This window comes from Bradyrhizobium canariense (assembly GCF_019402665.1).
In the GTDB taxonomy this organism is placed as follows: domain Bacteria; phylum Pseudomonadota; class Alphaproteobacteria; order Rhizobiales; family Xanthobacteraceae; genus Bradyrhizobium; species Bradyrhizobium canariense.
Genome location: NZ_VSST01000019.1, coordinates 175,367 through 190,584 on the forward strand (window position 1 = coordinate 175,367; position 15,218 = coordinate 190,584).

18 protein-coding genes are annotated in these 15,218 nt (G+C 64.9%); 13 read left to right on the forward strand and 5 right to left on the reverse strand.

Features of this window, described 5'->3' with window-relative positions; genetic code table 11:
* Nucleotides 1-116: 116 nt before the first annotated feature.
* The 6 genes from napE to FXB41_RS10055 all read left to right on the forward strand — a co-directional run bounded on the left by napE (nt 117) and on the right by FXB41_RS10055 (nt 5,492).
* A complete protein-coding gene (gene napE / locus FXB41_RS10030; RefSeq protein WP_007596178.1) occupies nt 117-302 on the forward strand; it encodes a periplasmic nitrate reductase, NapE protein in 186 nt (61 codons plus the stop codon).
* A gap of 26 nt (nt 303-328) precedes the next feature.
* The gene (locus tag FXB41_RS10035; protein WP_007596179.1) at nt 329-643 is read left to right on the forward strand and encodes a chaperone NapD; all 315 of its coding nucleotides are present in this window, start codon (nt 329-331) and stop codon (nt 641-643) included.
* A gap of 16 nt (nt 644-659) precedes the next feature.
* Nucleotides 660-3,173 (forward strand): nitrate reductase catalytic subunit NapA, encoded by a 2,514-nt coding sequence (gene napA / locus FXB41_RS10040; RefSeq protein ID WP_219681661.1) that lies wholly within the window; start codon nt 660-662, stop codon nt 3,171-3,173.
* Nucleotides 3,170-3,640 carry a nitrate reductase cytochrome c-type subunit gene (locus FXB41_RS10045; protein ID WP_007596181.1) on the forward strand — a complete coding sequence of 157 codons (471 nt, stop codon included), beginning with the start codon at nt 3,170-3,172 and terminating at the stop codon, nt 3,638-3,640. Before napA ends, FXB41_RS10045 begins: the two co-directional genes overlap by 4 nt.
* Complete coding sequence (locus tag FXB41_RS10050; protein ID WP_007596182.1) at nt 3,637-4,290, forward strand: NapC/NirT family cytochrome c; 654 nt, start codon at nt 3,637-3,639, stop codon at nt 4,288-4,290. Before FXB41_RS10045 ends, FXB41_RS10050 begins: the two co-directional genes overlap by 4 nt.
* An 86-nt stretch (nt 4,291-4,376) precedes the next feature.
* Nucleotides 4,377-5,492 carry an ATP-dependent DNA helicase gene (locus FXB41_RS10055; RefSeq protein ID WP_007596183.1) on the forward strand — a complete coding sequence of 372 codons (1,116 nt, stop codon included), beginning with the start codon at nt 4,377-4,379 and terminating at the stop codon, nt 5,490-5,492.
* 128 nt (nt 5,493-5,620) lie between these two features.
* Here FXB41_RS10055 and FXB41_RS10060 read toward each other — a convergent pair whose 3' ends face one another.
* Complete coding sequence (locus FXB41_RS10060) at nt 5,621-7,318, reverse strand: caspase family protein (protein WP_219681662.1); 1,698 nt, start codon at nt 7,316-7,318, stop codon at nt 5,621-5,623.
* 244 nt (nt 7,319-7,562) lie between these two features.
* Between FXB41_RS10060 and msrA the strand changes: the two genes are divergently transcribed.
* The 4 genes from msrA to FXB41_RS10080 all read left to right on the forward strand — a co-directional run bounded on the left by msrA (nt 7,563) and on the right by FXB41_RS10080 (nt 9,523).
* Complete coding sequence (gene msrA / locus FXB41_RS10065; RefSeq protein WP_219681663.1) at nt 7,563-8,267, forward strand: peptide-methionine (S)-S-oxide reductase MsrA; 705 nt, start codon at nt 7,563-7,565, stop codon at nt 8,265-8,267.
* Between the two features lie 58 nt (nt 8,268-8,325).
* Complete coding sequence (gene msrB, locus FXB41_RS10070; protein ID WP_007596186.1) at nt 8,326-8,745, forward strand: peptide-methionine (R)-S-oxide reductase MsrB; 420 nt, start codon at nt 8,326-8,328, stop codon at nt 8,743-8,745.
* 108 nt (nt 8,746-8,853) lie between these two features.
* Nucleotides 8,854-9,018 (forward strand): DUF3309 family protein, encoded by a 165-nt coding sequence (locus FXB41_RS10075; protein ID WP_007596187.1) that lies wholly within the window; start codon nt 8,854-8,856, stop codon nt 9,016-9,018.
* Between the two features lie 211 nt (nt 9,019-9,229).
* On the forward strand, nt 9,230-9,523 hold the full coding sequence (locus FXB41_RS10080) for a hypothetical protein (RefSeq protein WP_007596188.1): 294 nt from the start codon (nt 9,230-9,232) through the stop codon (nt 9,521-9,523).
* Between the two features lie 79 nt (nt 9,524-9,602).
* Here FXB41_RS10080 and FXB41_RS10085 read toward each other — a convergent pair whose 3' ends face one another.
* Both FXB41_RS10085 and FXB41_RS10090 read right to left on the reverse strand, forming a co-directional pair.
* Nucleotides 9,603-10,160 (reverse strand): DUF4112 domain-containing protein, encoded by a 558-nt coding sequence (locus tag FXB41_RS10085; protein WP_088941332.1) that lies wholly within the window; start codon nt 10,158-10,160, stop codon nt 9,603-9,605.
* Nucleotides 10,161-10,221: 61 nt separating this feature from the next.
* Complete coding sequence (locus FXB41_RS10090) at nt 10,222-10,647, reverse strand: DUF5413 family protein (protein ID WP_007596190.1); 426 nt, start codon at nt 10,645-10,647, stop codon at nt 10,222-10,224.
* A gap of 143 nt (nt 10,648-10,790) precedes the next feature.
* On the opposite strand from FXB41_RS10090, the gene FXB41_RS10095 reads away from it, so the two are divergent.
* From FXB41_RS10095 to FXB41_RS10105, 3 genes are all read left to right on the forward strand, one after another.
* The gene (locus FXB41_RS10095) at nt 10,791-11,036 is read left to right on the forward strand and encodes a cysteine rich repeat-containing protein (RefSeq protein WP_007596191.1); all 246 of its coding nucleotides are present in this window, start codon (nt 10,791-10,793) and stop codon (nt 11,034-11,036) included.
* A 37-nt stretch (nt 11,037-11,073) separates the two neighbouring features.
* Nucleotides 11,074-11,301: a hypothetical protein gene (locus FXB41_RS10100; RefSeq protein WP_007596192.1), complete on the forward strand. Its 228-nt coding sequence runs from the start codon at nt 11,074-11,076 to the stop codon at nt 11,299-11,301.
* A 260-nt stretch (nt 11,302-11,561) separates the two neighbouring features.
* The gene (locus tag FXB41_RS10105; RefSeq protein WP_246648728.1) at nt 11,562-11,831 is read left to right on the forward strand and encodes a hypothetical protein; all 270 of its coding nucleotides are present in this window, start codon (nt 11,562-11,564) and stop codon (nt 11,829-11,831) included.
* Between the two features lie 157 nt (nt 11,832-11,988).
* Here the strand turns inward: FXB41_RS10105 and FXB41_RS10110 are convergent, their stop codons facing one another.
* The gene (locus tag FXB41_RS10110) at nt 11,989-13,614 is read right to left on the reverse strand and encodes a hypothetical protein (protein WP_219681665.1); all 1,626 of its coding nucleotides are present in this window, start codon (nt 13,612-13,614) and stop codon (nt 11,989-11,991) included.
* Nucleotides 13,615-13,651: 37 nt separating this feature from the next.
* Nucleotides 13,652-14,944, reverse strand: coding sequence for an adenylosuccinate synthase (locus FXB41_RS10115; protein ID WP_007596197.1), 1,293 nt, complete (start codon nt 14,942-14,944; stop codon nt 13,652-13,654).
* Between the last annotated feature and the right edge of the window lie 274 nt (nt 14,945-15,218).

Below are 15,218 nucleotides of genomic sequence, written 5' to 3' on the forward strand. Positions count from 1 at the left end.
TCGCAACTCGACGGATTGATCCAGATCAAGGCGTCAGTGGCCCTGCTGCTTCTAATGCGCGGCAAGGCAACGGCCCGGATGCCGTCCCAATCCCCACATTCCAAACGAGACCGAATATGTCGGCCCCAGACGACGCGACTTCGCGCGTGCGCCGTAAGCGCATGGAGATTTTCGCATTCCTGTTCCTGACCGCAATCGTGATGCCCGTCCTCGCGGTCGGAACGGTGGGCTCCTACGGGCTCGGCGTCTGGATCTACCAGATGTTTGCCGGCCCTCCCGGCCCGCCGCCCTCCCCGCATTGATCTCCTCGAAGCGAAAGACAGGCATCATGGCCGAATCCAAACTCAACCGCCGCGCATTGATTACCGGCCGGGTGCTCAGCGCCGACCGCATCGTCGCGCCGCCCGGTTGCGAAATCGCCAGCATCATCGTGCAGGCCCGCCCCGAGCGTCTGGACCAGCTGGAAGCCGCGATCACCGCCCTTCCCGGCTGCGAGATCCACGGCCGCGACCTGCGCGGCAAGCTCATCGTCGTGACCGAAGCGCCTGATGCCGGCAGCCTCGGCACCCTGCTCAACACGATCCAGTCGCTGCCCGACGTCTATTCGGCGGCGCTGGTGTTTCACGCCATCGAAACGGCTTAAGGCCGGGAGAGTCGTCATGACATCGCCAAAGCTCGACCGCCGCCAGATGCTGAAGCTCGAGGCCGCCGCCATCGCGGCAGCCGCTGCGGGCATGCCGGCACCGGCGCTCGCCGCAAACCTCGTCGCCGAGCGCGACGTCGCCGAACTGAAATGGGACAAGGCCGCCTGCCGCTTCTGCGGCACCGGCTGCTCGGTGATGGTCGCGACCAAGAACAATCGCGTGGTCGCCACCCACGGCGACATCAAGGCCGAGGTCAATCGCGGCCTCAACTGCGTCAAGGGCTACTTCCTCTCCAAGATCATGTACGGCCACGATCGCCTGACGCAGCCGATGCTGCGCAAGACGGCAGGCAAATACGACAAGAACGGCGAATTCACGCCTGTGTCCTGGACCGAAGCCTTCGACATCATGGAGGTGAAGTGGAAGGAGGCGATCAAGAAGCGCGGGCCGAACGGCGTCGCCATGTTCGGCTCCGGCCAGTGGACGGTCTGGGAAGGCTATGCGGCCGTGAAGCTGTTCAAGGCCGGCTTCCGCACCAACAACATCGATCCCAATGCGCGCCACTGCATGGCCTCCGCCGTGGCCGGCATGATGCGCACCTTCGGCATCGACGAGCCGGCCGGGTGCTATGACGACATCGAGGCCACCGATGCCTTCGTGCTGTGGGGCTCGAACATGGCGGAGATGCATCCGATCCTGTGGACGCGCCTCGCCGACCGCCGGCTCTCCGCGCCGCATGTCCGCGTCGCCGTGCTCTCGACCTTCGAGCATCGCTCGTTCGACCTCGCCGACATCGGCATGGTGTTCAAGCCGCAGACCGATCTCTATCTGCTGAACGCCATTGCCAACCACATCATCAGGAGCGGTCGGGTCAACAAGGACTTCGTCGCCGCGCATACCATCTTCAGGCGCGGCCAGACCGACATTGGTTATGGTTTGAGGCCGGAGCATCCGCTGCAGAAGAAGGCGACGGGCGCGGCGAAGGCCAACGATTCCACCGAGATGAGCTACGACGAGTACATCAAGTTCGTCTCCGAGTACACGCTGGAGAAGGCGGCGGAGATGTCGGGCGTGCCGCTCAACCGGCTGGAGGCGCTGGCCGAGCTCTATGCAGATCCCAAGACCAAGGTGGTCTCGTTCTGGACCATGGGCTTCAACCAGCACACCCGCGGCGTCTGGTGCAACAACCTCGTCTATAACATCCACCTTCTGACCGGGAAGATCTCCTCGCCCGGCAACAGCCCGTTCTCGCTGACCGGCCAGCCCTCGGCCTGCGGCACCGCGCGCGAAGTCGGCACCTTCTCGCACCGCCTGCCGGCCGACATGGTCGTCACCAACAAGGAGCACCGCACCAAGGCCGAGCACATCTGGCTGCTGCCCGAGGGCACCATTCCCGACAAGCCCGGCGCGCACGCGGTGCTGCAGAGCCGGATGCTGAAGGACGGCCTGATCAACGCCTATTGGGTGCAGGTCAACAATAATCTCCAGGCTGGTCCCAACGCCAACGAGGAGACCTATCCGGGCTTCCGCAACCCCGACAATTTCATCGTGGTCTCGGACGCCTATCCGTCGGTGACAGCGCTCGCCGCCGATTTGATCCTGCCGACCGCGATGTGGGTGGAGAAGGAAGGCGCTTACGGCAACGCCGAGCGGCGCACGCAATTCTGGCACCAGCTCGTCCCCGCGCCCGGCGAGTCCAAGTCCGATCTATGGCAGCTCATGGAGTTCTCAAAACGCTTCAAGATCGAGGAGGTCTGGCCCGAGGAGCTGATCGCCAAGAAGCCGGACGTTCGCGGCAAGACGCTGTTCGACGTGCTCTACAAGAACGGCCAGGTCGACAAATTCCCGACATCGGAGATCGAGGACGGCTACGCCAACGAGGAGTCCAAGGCGTTCGGCTTCTACGTGCAGAAGGGCCTATTCGAGGAATATGCCGCGTTCGGCCGCGGCCACGGCCATGACCTCGCGCCGTTCGACGCCTATCACCGCGAGCGCGGCCTGCGCTGGCCCGTCGTCAACGGCCAGGAAACCAAATGGCGTTTCCGCGAAGGCAGCGATCCCTACGTCAAGCAGGGCACGGACGTGCAGTTCTACGGCTATCCGGACGGCAAGGCGCGCATCTTCGCACTTCCTTACGAGCCGGCGGCCGAATCCCCCGACAACGAATATCCGTTCTGGCTGTCGACCGGTCGCGTGCTCGAGCATTGGCATTCCGGCACCATGACGCGCCGGGTGCCCGAGCTCTACAAGGCCTTCCCCGAGGCCGTGTGCTTCATGCATCCTGATGATGCGCAGGAGGCGAAGATCCGCCGCGGCGACGAGGTGAAGGTGGTCTCCCGCCGCGGCTTCATCCGCGTCCGCGTCGAGACGCGCGGCCGCGACCGGCCGCCGCGTGGCCTCGTCTTCGTGCCGTGGTTCGACGAATCCAAGCTGATCAACAAGGTGACGCTGGACGCGACCGATCCGATCTCGCTGCAAACCGATTACAAGAAGTGCGCCGTGCGCATCGAGCGGGTGAACGTGTCATGATGAAACGATTTGGAGTAGCGCTGCTCGCAGTCGCGATCGCGGCTGGCGCGAGTTCGCTGACCGCGCAGACGGTGACGTCAGGCTTGCGCGGCCCGACCCCGCTCAACGACGAAGGGCCGGCGCCGCCGATGCTGCCGAACCGCAACACCTCCGAAAGGGAAGTGCGCAACTATCCGGAGCAGCCGCCGGTGATCCCGCATGCGATCGACGGCTATCAAGTCGATCTCAACGGCAACAAGTGCCTGTCCTGCCACGCGCGGGCGCGCATCGCGGAATCGCAGGCGCCGATGGTCTCGATCACCCACTTCATGGATCGCGACGGCCAGTTCCTGGCTTCGATCTCGCCGCGCCGCTTCTTCTGCACGGAATGCCACGTGCCGCAGAACACGGCGACGCCGCCCGTCAGCAACGACTTCACCGACATCGACACGCTGCTGTCGCGCGCAAGCCCCGGTGGCCGCCGATGACGACGACCGCTGATGAACCCGGCGAGGGAATGAAGGCCAAGGGCGGCTTCGTCGCGCGAAGCTTGGACTTTGCGCGCGAGCTCTGGCAGGTGCTGATCCGTCCGAGCTCGGTGTTCGGGCTTGGTGTGCTGGTGCTGGCGGGCTTCATGGCCGGCGTGATCTTCTGGGGCGGCTTCAACACCGCACTGGAATTGACCAACACCGAAAAATTCTGCACCGGCTGCCACGAGATGAAGGACAACGTCTATGCCGAGCTGAAGTCGACCATCCACTTCGCCAACCGCTCCGGCGTGCGGGCGACCTGTCCGGATTGCCACGTGCCGCACAACTGGACCGACAAGATCGCCCGCAAGATGCAGGCCTCCAAGGAGGTCTGGGGCAAGATCTTCGGCACGATCGATACCCGCGAGAAATTCCAGGATCACCGGCTCGAGCTGGCGGCGCATGAATGGGCGCGCTTCAAGTCCAACGATTCGCTGGAATGCCGCAACTGCCACAGCGCCGATTCCATGGACATCACCAAGCAGTCGCCGCGGGCCTCGGTCGCCCATCAGCGCTTCCTGTTCACCAAGGAAAAGACCTGCATCGACTGCCACAAGGGCATCGCTCACCATCTGCCCGACATGCGCGGCGTTCCCGGCTGGCAATAGGGGTGCGGCCCGCTTGAACCGGCGGGGCGAATGGTTAGTTTGAGGGGCGGCGAATCGCTCCGTTTCGCCCCCTCCTCAAAGCAGACATGGCCACATTCACCCCGCATCAGGATGCCGCGCTCAAGGCCGTTGGCGACTGGCTCAAGGCCAAACCCGGCCGCAACGGCACGCCGCCGGTGTTCCGCCTGTTCGGCTATGCCGGCACCGGCAAGACCACGCTGGCGCGGCACATCGCCGACGGCGTCGACGGCGAGGTGAAGTTCGCCGCCTTCACCGGCAAAGCGGCGCTGGTCATGCGCAACAAGGGGTGCGACGAAGCCTCCACGATCCATTCGCTGATCTATCGCACCCGCGAATCCGGCGAGGAGCAGCCGAGCTTCGAGCTGTGGGACGACGCCCCGGCCTCCAAGGCCAAGCTGATCGTGATCGACGAATGCTCGATGGTCGATGCCGAACTGGGCCGCGACCTGATGTCGTTCGACTGCCCGCTGCTGGTGCTGGGCGATCCCGCCCAGTTGCCGCCGATCCAGGGCGGCGGCTTCTTCACCAACACCGAGCCCGACGCGATGCTGACCGAGGTGCACCGCCAGGCCCAGGACGACCCGATCGTGCGGATGTCGATGGACGTCCGCGAGGGCCGCGAGCTCGACATCGGCCGCTACGGCGAGAGCGAGGTGGTGTCGCGCAAGGAGCTCGACCCCGATCGCGTCATGGCCGCCGACCAGGTCCTGGTCGGCCGCAACAACACGCGGCGCGCGTACAATATGCGGGTGCGCCAGCGCCAGAACATCGAAGACGTTTTCCCCGTCGCCGGCGACAAGCTGGTCTGCCTGCGCAACAACCGCAAGAAGGGCCTGTTCAACGGCGGCCTGTGGCGCGTGAAGTCGCGCAACACCTCGCGCTCGAAATCCCGCATTCTCAGCATGCGGCTGTCGCCGGACGAGGATCTCGGCCACAAGGTGACCAAGGTCTCGGTGCGCGCCGATTGCTTCGAGGGCGGTGTCGAGGCCATCGCCTGGGAGCAGCGCAAGCCCTATGACGAGTTCGACTATGGCTACGTGCTGACCGTACACAAGTCGCAGGGGTCGCAATGGGACGACGTCGTGCTGTTCGACGAGAGTTTTGCGTTTCAGGAGAGCCGGGCGAGGTGGCTGTACACGGGGATCACGCGGGCGGCGAAGCGGCTGAGCATTGTGGTTTGACGCTGCCGTAGGGTGGGTTAGCCGAAGGCGTAACCCACCTCTTCTGTCTCCTCGGATCGCAACAGTGGTGGGTTACGCCGAGCAGATGCGCTTTGCGCATCTGCAGGGCTAACCCACCCTACGAAACCTCACTTACCCGCGACGAAATAAAAATCCTCGCGCCCCGGCGGCGAGCCGTAGGAAAACGGCTGCTGCTCGTGCTTGGTCACAAGCCAGACGTCGTCGCGGACGATGTCGAACAGTTTTCGGATCTCGACGCGCGGCACCCTGATTTCGCGGGCGAGCGCGGTGGCGAACGGGCTGTCGGCGCCGCCGTCGCCGTCCATCGCGGTCTCGCCGTGCTTGGCGGCGTAGACCACCATGAAGCCGGCGCCGGGCTCGATGTTGGAAAAGCCCTTGTCCACCAGCTTGAGCGACAGCGTGCGCTGCATGGTCGGCGCGAACGGATTGTCGCGGCAGGCATCCAGCATGACCAGACGCACTTTTCGCGCAGCGCCCACCGCCGCGATCACCTGCTCCAGCGCAACCGCCTGGGTCTCGGCGTCCCTGTCGGCGGCAAGCTTGGCATCGACGGGAACGAGATAGTTAACGCCGCCGATCTCGAAACCGTGGCCGGCGTAATAGACCACCGCCCAATCCGCCTTCTCCGCTTCGGCCGCAAACGTCTGCAACGCTTCGAAGAACTTGTCGCGGGTGAGGTCGCTGACGGATATCACGGTCTGGAAGCCAACGTCGCGCAGCGCGGCCGCGATCATTTTCGAGTCGCGTGGCGGATTGGGCAAGGCGTGGACGTTCTTGTAGGCGCCGTTGCCGATCACAAGTGCCACACGGCGCCCTGCGGATCCGGCTGACGGCTGCGGTGTCAGCGCAGCCAATCGCTCCTGCGCGATGGCGCGGGCGCGCGCGACGTCGAGCTCGTCGAACTTCGTCAGCGAATAGGCCGCCGCACGATAGTCGGCACGGGCCTGGGCGAGATCCTTCTTGCGCTCGTAGATCTGGCCGCGACCCGAATGTGCGCGCACATTGTTCGGGTTGATCTGGATCGCAATGTTGTAGTCCTTCAGCGCGGCGTCGAGATCGCCTTTCAGCATGTTGACGTCGGCGCGATTGTTGATCGCGTACGTGTTCTTCGGCTGCTTCTCGATCAGGCCGTTGCAGTCGGCGAAGGCCTGGTCGAACTTGCCCATCATGCCGTAGGTGATGCAGCGATTGCCGGTGATCTGCTGCGCGGCCGGTTCGATCTTCTCGGCCTCCGCGAAATCAGCAATTGCGCCGTCAAAATCCTGCATCAGCGTGCGCACGCGGGCGCGGTTGGTGTAGCCGAGCAGGAACTTGGGCGCGTATTTGATCGAGAGGTTGAAATCGTCGAGCGCGCTTTGCAGCGCACCCCGGCGCAATTGGATGATGCCGCGGTTGTTGTAGGGGACACCGTAGGTCGGGCGCTTCTGGAGCGCGAGGTTGTAGTCCGCCATCGCATGGTCGTCCTGGCCCGTCCGCTCATAGGCGAGGCCGCGCAAATTGAGCGTGACGACGTTGTCAGGATCGAGATCGACGGCCATGGACAAGGTCTCGATCGCGTGGCCGTAGTCGCGCTTGTTGATCAGCGTATTGCCGCGCACGGAGAGCGCGATGCCCTTGTCCTTGCCGGTGACACGGTCGGCGTTGAGCAAATTGTCGCAGGCCTGCGCCCTCGCCTGCGCATCCGCCTGGCGGTCGCGGCAAAGGGCGAGGTCGTCGCCGGGTTGCGGTGCGGCCGCCGCGATCGAGTTCCAGCCGGGCAGGATGGCGAGAACGACGATGAGGGTCAGGGATGCGACGCGCAGCATGTTGTTAGGTCAGCTCCAGCCATCATTCTTTAGGTCGATCACCGATCGCGCCGGTTCATCTAGCGCGGAGTTCCGGTCCTCGCCAAGCCGGGCTGCTCCAGGCGGCGCGTTTCACAGACTCGTGTCCGTCCGGCCGTAACAATCGCCCGGACCGCCCGTATCTCGAATGTCCGAAAATGCCGGCCAGGCTGTTCGCCCGGCCCCAACCGCCCTAGACTGCCAGACCTTCGGAAAGAGGATCGCCATGCGCCGACCTGCCCTCCTGTCCCTGCTCGCCGCAACCACCGCCCTGACGCTGGCCTTTGCCACGCCGACCCGGGCCGCAGAGGATGCGGTCGTGATCCCCGCTCCTGCCGTTGATGCGGCGCCCGCAAGCGGGATCCAGACCGCCGTGATCGCCGGCGGCTGCTTCTGGGGCGTGCAGGGCGTGTTCCAGCACACCGCGGGCGTCGTCAACGCGGTCTCCGGCTACGCCGGCGGCACCAAGGCGACAGCCGACTACCAGACCGTCTCGAGTGGCCGGACCGGCCACGCGGAATCCGTCGAGATCAAATACGACCCGAAGAAGATCTCCTACGGCAAGATCCTGCAGATTTACTTCTCGGTGGCGCACGACCCGACCCAGCTCAACCGGCAGGGCCCCGACAGCGGCACGCAATATCGCTCGGCGATCTTCACCACCTCCGACGAGCAGAAGAAGGTGGCCGAGGCCTATATCGCCCAGCTCAACGGCGCCAAGGTCTTCAATAAGCCGATCGCGACCAAGGTCGGCGCGCTGGAGGCGTTCTATCCGGCGGAGGCCTACCACCAGGATTATCTGACCCTGCACCCGAACCAGCCCTATATCGCCTACAACGACCTCCCGAAGGTCGAGAACCTGAAAAAGCTGTTCGCGGATAACTATATCGAGAAGCCGACGCTGGTGAGCGCCAGCAAGGCCACCAACTGATCGCAAGATCACTGAACAAGATCACGGAAAACAAGTTCACCGAAAAAACGGGAGACCCATGCCCGACACCAAGACGAAAACCACGGACGACAAGGTCATCAAGAGCGAACAGCAATGGCGCAACGAGCTGTCGCCGATGCAATACGCGGTGCTGCGCGAGAAGGCGACCGAGCGTCCCTTCTCCGGCGAATATGAGCACGACCACCGCGCCGGTACCTATACCTGCGCCGGTTGCGGCAATGTGCTGTTCGAGTCCGACGCGAAGTTCGATTCCGGCTGCGGCTGGCCGAGCTTCACCCAGCCCGCCGCCGAGGGCCATATCGATGAGGAGCGGGACGTCAGCCACGGCATGATCCGCACCGAGGTGCTGTGCGCCAAGTGCAGCGGCCATCTCGGCCATGTCTTCCCCGACGGCCCGGGGCCTACCGGCTTGCGTTACTGCATCAATTCCGCAGCGCTGAAGCTCGAGCCCAAATAAACCTTGCGCGCCGCCGGGTTCCGCCATGGAACCCGGCGGCGCGATGTGCTTTTCTTCGCTGGTGGTGCGGCCGGCCATGGCGTTGCGGCGGCCGCCAGGGAGGATGCCATGACGCTTGGGACCATCCTGATCATCCTGGTGATCATTTATCTCGTCGGCGGCTTGTCGGGCCGCATCGGTGGCTACGGCTACGGAATGGGTCATTCCGGCATGGGGATCGGCGGCCTCGTCCTGGTGGTACTGCTCGTGCTGCTGCTCCTTGGCAAGCTATAAACCATCCAAGCCGCTGATATTACTGCAATTTTCCGAGTTGCGGAGCTGCCATGCGCCGATTCATCATCTCGCATCGCGGGGGTCGCAATTTTGTCAAAACAGGCTATATTAGAGGACGAAAATGACATGTGCGGCGCCCACTCAATGGTGGCCTCTGCCCGTCCCAACCCCACGCGCTTAAAGCCCCAGAGAGATCACGAGGTCTTTGACCATGCGTCCATTGCGTCCGTTCAACTTCAACACTTCCGCCGAACTCTTCCCCGCTGCGATCCGCAAGAAGAAGCGTGCAGGCTTCACCTATCGCCGGTTCGGCACCGCGGCCGAAGCCGTGCAGTTCGCGATGGAGCAGTTGCCGACGGACTCGCTGAACGGCGCCTATCTTCAGGTCGAGGAAGCGCGCTTCGACCAGAACGGCATCCGCTCGCTCTATGAGAGCGAAGCCTTCCCGCTGCCCCGTCACCGCAAGCCGGTGGAAGCCAGCACCGACGCCGCCGACGCGGCGTAAATTTTCGTAAAGCACCTCCGATGTGCGCTGAAAGCGCGGTCGCCGAAAGGCCGCCGCGCTTTTTGCATTTTCGGGAGTGTCAGATGCGCGGCTGCTTGTCGAGCCAGCGGCGCAGCAGGCGCACGTTGCGCATGTTGGCCCGGAACATGACGTCAAAGGCGTCGCCCGCGAACGGGACGATGCCGACGACGCCGTCGAGGGCGACATTGCCGAGCATGCGCGCGGTGATGTACCAGGGCGCCCCGAGCGCCCTCGCCTCTCGCACCAGCCAGAGCGAGATCGCGGTGGTGATGATGTCACCGACGACGGGGATCAGTCCGATCAAGCCGTCGATGCCATAGCGGATATTGGTTCCGGGCAGCACGAAGGCCACGTCGAGCAGCTTTGCGATCGCCTCGATCCGCGCGATCCGCTGCTCGCGCGTCAGATTGCCGAACGGGTTGCCGGCGAAGGGACTGTCCTTGCCGAACTCGAAGCGAAACTCGCGAAAGCCCTGCTCCAGTGTTTCGGGCCGGATCTCACGACCGTCCTGATCGATGATCGGCCCACGCCCCTCGCTGCCCGAAGAGGCCGCACCCGGGCGGCTTCCCGAATGGGATCGACGCGGGGCAAGAATATCGTCATCGGACATGGTCATGGCCTGTAGGGAACGCACCAGCACGGCGGAGGTTGCTGCGGCGTGATCGAAGGTCGCGCCCTCAAGTCGGTGCCGCCGCCGGCTGCGGCTCCGCGACATATCTGTGCACGAGCCAGGATGAAATCACCGCCGGCACGAACCCGACGAGGCCGTACAGGATGAACTGCACCGCGCCCGAGTCCGGCCCGCGCGAGCTATAGGTCAGCGAGGCCAGGATGAAGGCGAACACGCCGACCAGCAGCATCCGCAGCACCGGGCCGATCCGCCGGATGTGGACCAGGATGTCGTCGACCGCCCCGATCATCAGCGAGGGCAGGAAGCCGAACAGATAGCTGTATTGCAGGGATTTGAAGAACACCGCGAACAGCTTGCCGACCTCAGCGAGACTGGTCTGGGTCCAATAGCCGGACTGATAGGTCGTCGTCAGCAGCAGCAGGAACCCGCCCACGAATGGGCCAACCAGCGCAAACACGAGATAGCGTTTCATCAGGCACCCTCATCCTTCGCCCCGTTATAGCAGCGCCGCAGGAACCTTGAATAGCGGCGGCGCGGGCTCTGCCCTGGGAACAAGCCGCATAGCGACGAGTTCAGACAGGACCTGAAACTCACCTGTCAGATTTGGAGCCGCCGATGTCCCGCAAACTGTTCTTCCTGGCGACGATCGCGCTGACGGCCGTGAGCGGCCTGTCGAACGCGCCCGCTCTCGCACAAGGCCATATGGGTTCGCCGCAGGAGCAGCAAGCCTGTTCGCGGGACGCCTCGCGCTTCTGCCGCAAGGACCTCGGCAATGACGGTGCGGTGCAGAATTGCCTGCAAGCCAACCGAGCCAAACTGTCGCGGTCTTGCAGCAAGGTCTTTCAGAGCCACGGCATGTGAGGACCGGAACCATCCCCGGCGAACGGAGAGTGAAGCCATGTTGCGCGACGAACAGCTCTCGATCCTGAGGGACATCAGCCAATCCATCGCCTTTGCCGACGACCGGCACGGCAAGATAGGCGAGCTGATCGCCGACGGTTACGTGATGAAGGACGGCGATCTGTTCGAGCTCACGGCAAAGGGCGTTACGGCGGTCGAAGAGCACGCAGCCCTTGGCGCAAGCGATGCGGAACCAGCGAGCGCATCCTCCGATCGGTTGATCTGATCGCATGCGAGTCGCATTGTGCGTGACGTGCGCGCAACAATTGCGAATTCCTTTTCGCTTGGCATTGCGGCCGCGCGACAATGGCGCATACTTGATTCGGGCGGCGCAGCACTTTTCGATTCGAACATCACGAGAGATCGAGCAACCACATGCGGGATTGAGGTCCCGGCGTGATGGCTGAGACATGCGGCAGGTCAAGCCGCGTGCGGCGCCCCAAAATCAAGTGGCTCAAGCCCACGGAACTCGGGGACGCATTCTGCATGACACGCAATCAGACGATCGCAACTCTCTTCGCCCTCGCCACCACCATCGCAATCCCGACCTCGCCGGGCTTCGCGTTCTCGTCCGAAGCGCAGCAGATGTGCTCGGGCGATGCCATGCGGCTGTGCTCCAGTGAGATCCCCGACATCCCCAGGATCACCGCCTGCATGGTACGGAACAGGTCGCAGGTCAGCCCCGGCTGCCGCGCCGTGATGGACCGCGAGCACGCCGCCGCGACATCGCGCAAGCGGGAAGCCACGGCGCAATAGAGAGAGAGCGTACCTGCGGCCATCCTTCGAGACGCCCGCCCAAGGGGCGGGCCCTCAGGATGAGGTCTCGTTTCGCGGCGAGATATCAAACCCTCATGGTGAGGGGCTCGCCAAGGCGGGCGTCTCGAACCATGCAGAGGTCTCACGGAGTAGAGATCTAGTCGCCCCACTGCGCGAAGGCGTCGTTGAAGGCGCGCTCGCCGGGAGCGCCCTTCTCGATGGCGATGATGGCGCGGCGCTGGTTGGCGTAGACCAGGGGCACGTCGAACCAGGAGCGCTCCTTCAGGAGCTGGACGTTGCGGCTGCGGTCGGCGTCGACGTTGGAGAGGCCGACCAGGAAGAAGCCGTCGGTGACCTTGACCGCGAGGCCTGCGAGCGGCGTGCCGCGTGCCTGCTCGTTCGACTTCATCAGGATGCCCGGCACGTTGGCGACGCCGCCGCCTGAAAAGTCCGCCGGCAGGACGAAGGTCAGCTCCGCGGTGTGGCTCGCCGGCAGCGAGGAGTCGGTGTTGCGGCGGAACGACATCGTCATCTTGAACTTGCGATCGGGGATCTCGATGTCGGCGCGCACGGCGACGTCGGCCTTTTGGTTGCCCGACGCCTTGATCGGCTCGAGCCGCCACACCACCGAGCCGACATATTGCTTGCCCTTCGGATCGGATGGATCCTCGTCGTAGAGCACGACCTTCTGCGCCACCGGCGCGACCGGCTGGTCGCTGGCCGAGGGCTGGCCGACGCGATCCGGGATCTTGGGCTTGCTCTGCGGCTGAGACGAATCCTTGGGCGCCTCCACCACTTGCGTCGGCGAAGACTTCAACAGGTTGGTCGCGGTCTGGACCAGTTGCTTGCCCCACAGGATGCCGGCACCGACCAGGATCAGCACGATGCCGACGGCGATCGCGCTCTTGAACGGAAACACGGAGCCGGTGCGGGCGCGGGCGCGCTTCTTCTTCGGTTCGCGGTCGAGAACGGGGATGTGCGGACGCTGCGGCTGCGACTGCGGCGCGTAGCGCTCAGCTTCCTCGATCGATTCGTCGTAGGAATACGGCGCGTCCGCTCCGGCGGCGCGATTTTCCAGGCTCGGCTCGAGCCGATCGAATTCCGGCGAGGGCGAGGGCACGTTGGCGTAGGTCCGGCGCGCCGCGCGGTTGGCCTGCGCGGCGGCGCCGCCGAGATCGTTGGCGTCGGCCGTGATGTCGCGGAAGCCGCGCACGCCCGGTGCCGGAGGCAGCGGCGGCGGAGGTCCCATGTCGGGCGGACGGCGCCCACCGGCGCGATCACGTCCGGCCGGCGGAGGCTCTGGCATCGACGGCGGTGCCGACGGACCCGGCTGCCGCGGCGCATCGAAACGCGGAGCCCGCGGCGCGCGCGGGGCGTCGCCCTGGTCATCAACGTTGAACGAGGGCCGGTCGGCGCGCGGCGGCGGCGGAGCCGGACGGGTGCGCGGCGGGGCAGCAGTTTGGGGCGCGGGCGAGTTGCCCTCGGTGGCGCGGGTGCTGGCGCGGCGGAAGGCATCGCCGCTGCCGCTGCTGCGGGCGCTGCCACCGGGGCGCGAGGCCTCGCGGGCACGCTGGGCAGCCTCTGATTCGACCTTGCGGACGGCCTCTTCCAGCGAAAGCCGCTCGCGGGTGATCTCGGATTCGGAGAGCGGCGGCTGCACGCTGCGGAGCTGCGCGATCAGCGCCGTGCGCGCCCGCTCGTAGAGCGCGCGACGGCTCTCGCCGGGAGCGTTGGGGTCCAGGGCGGCAATAGCGCGGGCGATCAGCGGATAGTAATCAGCCATTTCTACTCAATTATACGCGCGTCCCGGTAAGAGATCGTTAAGCCTCAAACGGATTTTGTACCAGGATAGTATCCTCGCGTTCAGGGCTCGTGGAAAGCAGTGCGACCGGGCACCCCACCAATTCCTCGATCCGGCGGACATATTTGATCGCCTGGGCCGGCAGCTGGGCCCAGGACCGCGCATTGGCGGTCGGCTCCTTCCAGCCCTCGATGGTCTCGTAGATCGGCTCGACCCGGGCCTGGGCCCCCTCGCCCGCCGGGAAATGATCGATCTCCTTGCCGTCCAGCTTGTAGCCGGTGCAGACCTCGATCGTGTCGAAGCCGTCGAGAATGTCGAGCTTGGTCAGCGCCAGACCGTTGATGCCGCAGGTCCGGACCGCCTGGCGAACCAGAACCGCATCGAACCAGCCGCAGCGGCGCGGGCGCCCGGTATTGGTGCCGAACTCGCGGCCGCGCTCGCCGATTTTGCGGCCGGTCTCGTTGTCCTGCTCGGTCGGGAACGGGCCCTGGCCGACGCGGGTCGTATAGGCCTTGCAGAGGCCGAGCACATAGCCGACCGCGGCGGGGCCGAGCCCCGAGCCGGTCGCGGCCTGCGCCGCCACCGTGTTGGACGAGGTGACGTAAGGGTAGGTGCCGTGATCGACGTCGAGCAGCGCGCCTTGCGCGCCCTCGAACAGCATGCGCTTGCCGGCGCGCCGTTCGATGTCGAGCAACCGCCACACGGTCTCGGCATAAGGCAGCAGCTGAGGTGCCAGCGCGGTCAATTCCTTCAGGATCTCCTTGCCGTCGAACTCCGGCAGGCCGAGGCCGCGGCGCAATGCGTTGTGATGCGCCAGCAGCCGGTCGATCTTGTGCGGCAGCGTGTCGAGATCCGCGAGGTCCATCAGGCGGATGGCACGGCGGCCGACCTTGTCCTCGTAGGCCGGGCCGATGCCGCGGCGGGTGGTGCCGATCGCGGTCGCCGCATTGGCGGATTCGCGATGCGCGTCGAGTTCGCGATGGAGCGGCAGGATCAGGGTGACGTTCTCGGCGACCCGAAGATTGTCCGGGCTGACCGCGACACCCTGCGACCGCAGCTTGGTGACCTCGTCGAGGAAGGCGGCGGGATCGAACACGACGCCGTTGCCGATCACCGACAGCTTCTGCTCGCGCAGCACGCCCGAGGGCAGCAGCGCCAGCTTGTAGGTCTTGCCGTTGATCACCAGCGTGTGGCCGGCGTTATGGCCGCCCTGGAAACGGACGACGATGTCCGCCTGCTCCGACAACCAGTCGACGATCTTGCCCTTTCCTTCGTCGCCCCACTGGGCGCCGACGACGACAACATTGGCCATTCGCGGGTAATCCCTATGCAATCTGTTAGATGCGCCCAGCCCAATCACGGCCGGGGCCGCTCGAACGCGAGGCAGCCAACCGGATAAAGGATGCAGCCTCTGTAAGCAAGCAAGAACGGGGCTTTTTCGGGGCCCAATGCGCTATCCAAGCCCTTGATATCCCCTAAAAATCCGCTTTGTCGGACGGGCTCTACGACGTTAGGCCCGGATGCGGCCGTCGACCACTTCGATGATGCGGTCGCAGCAATGGTCGAGCTCGAGGTCAATGCCCTGC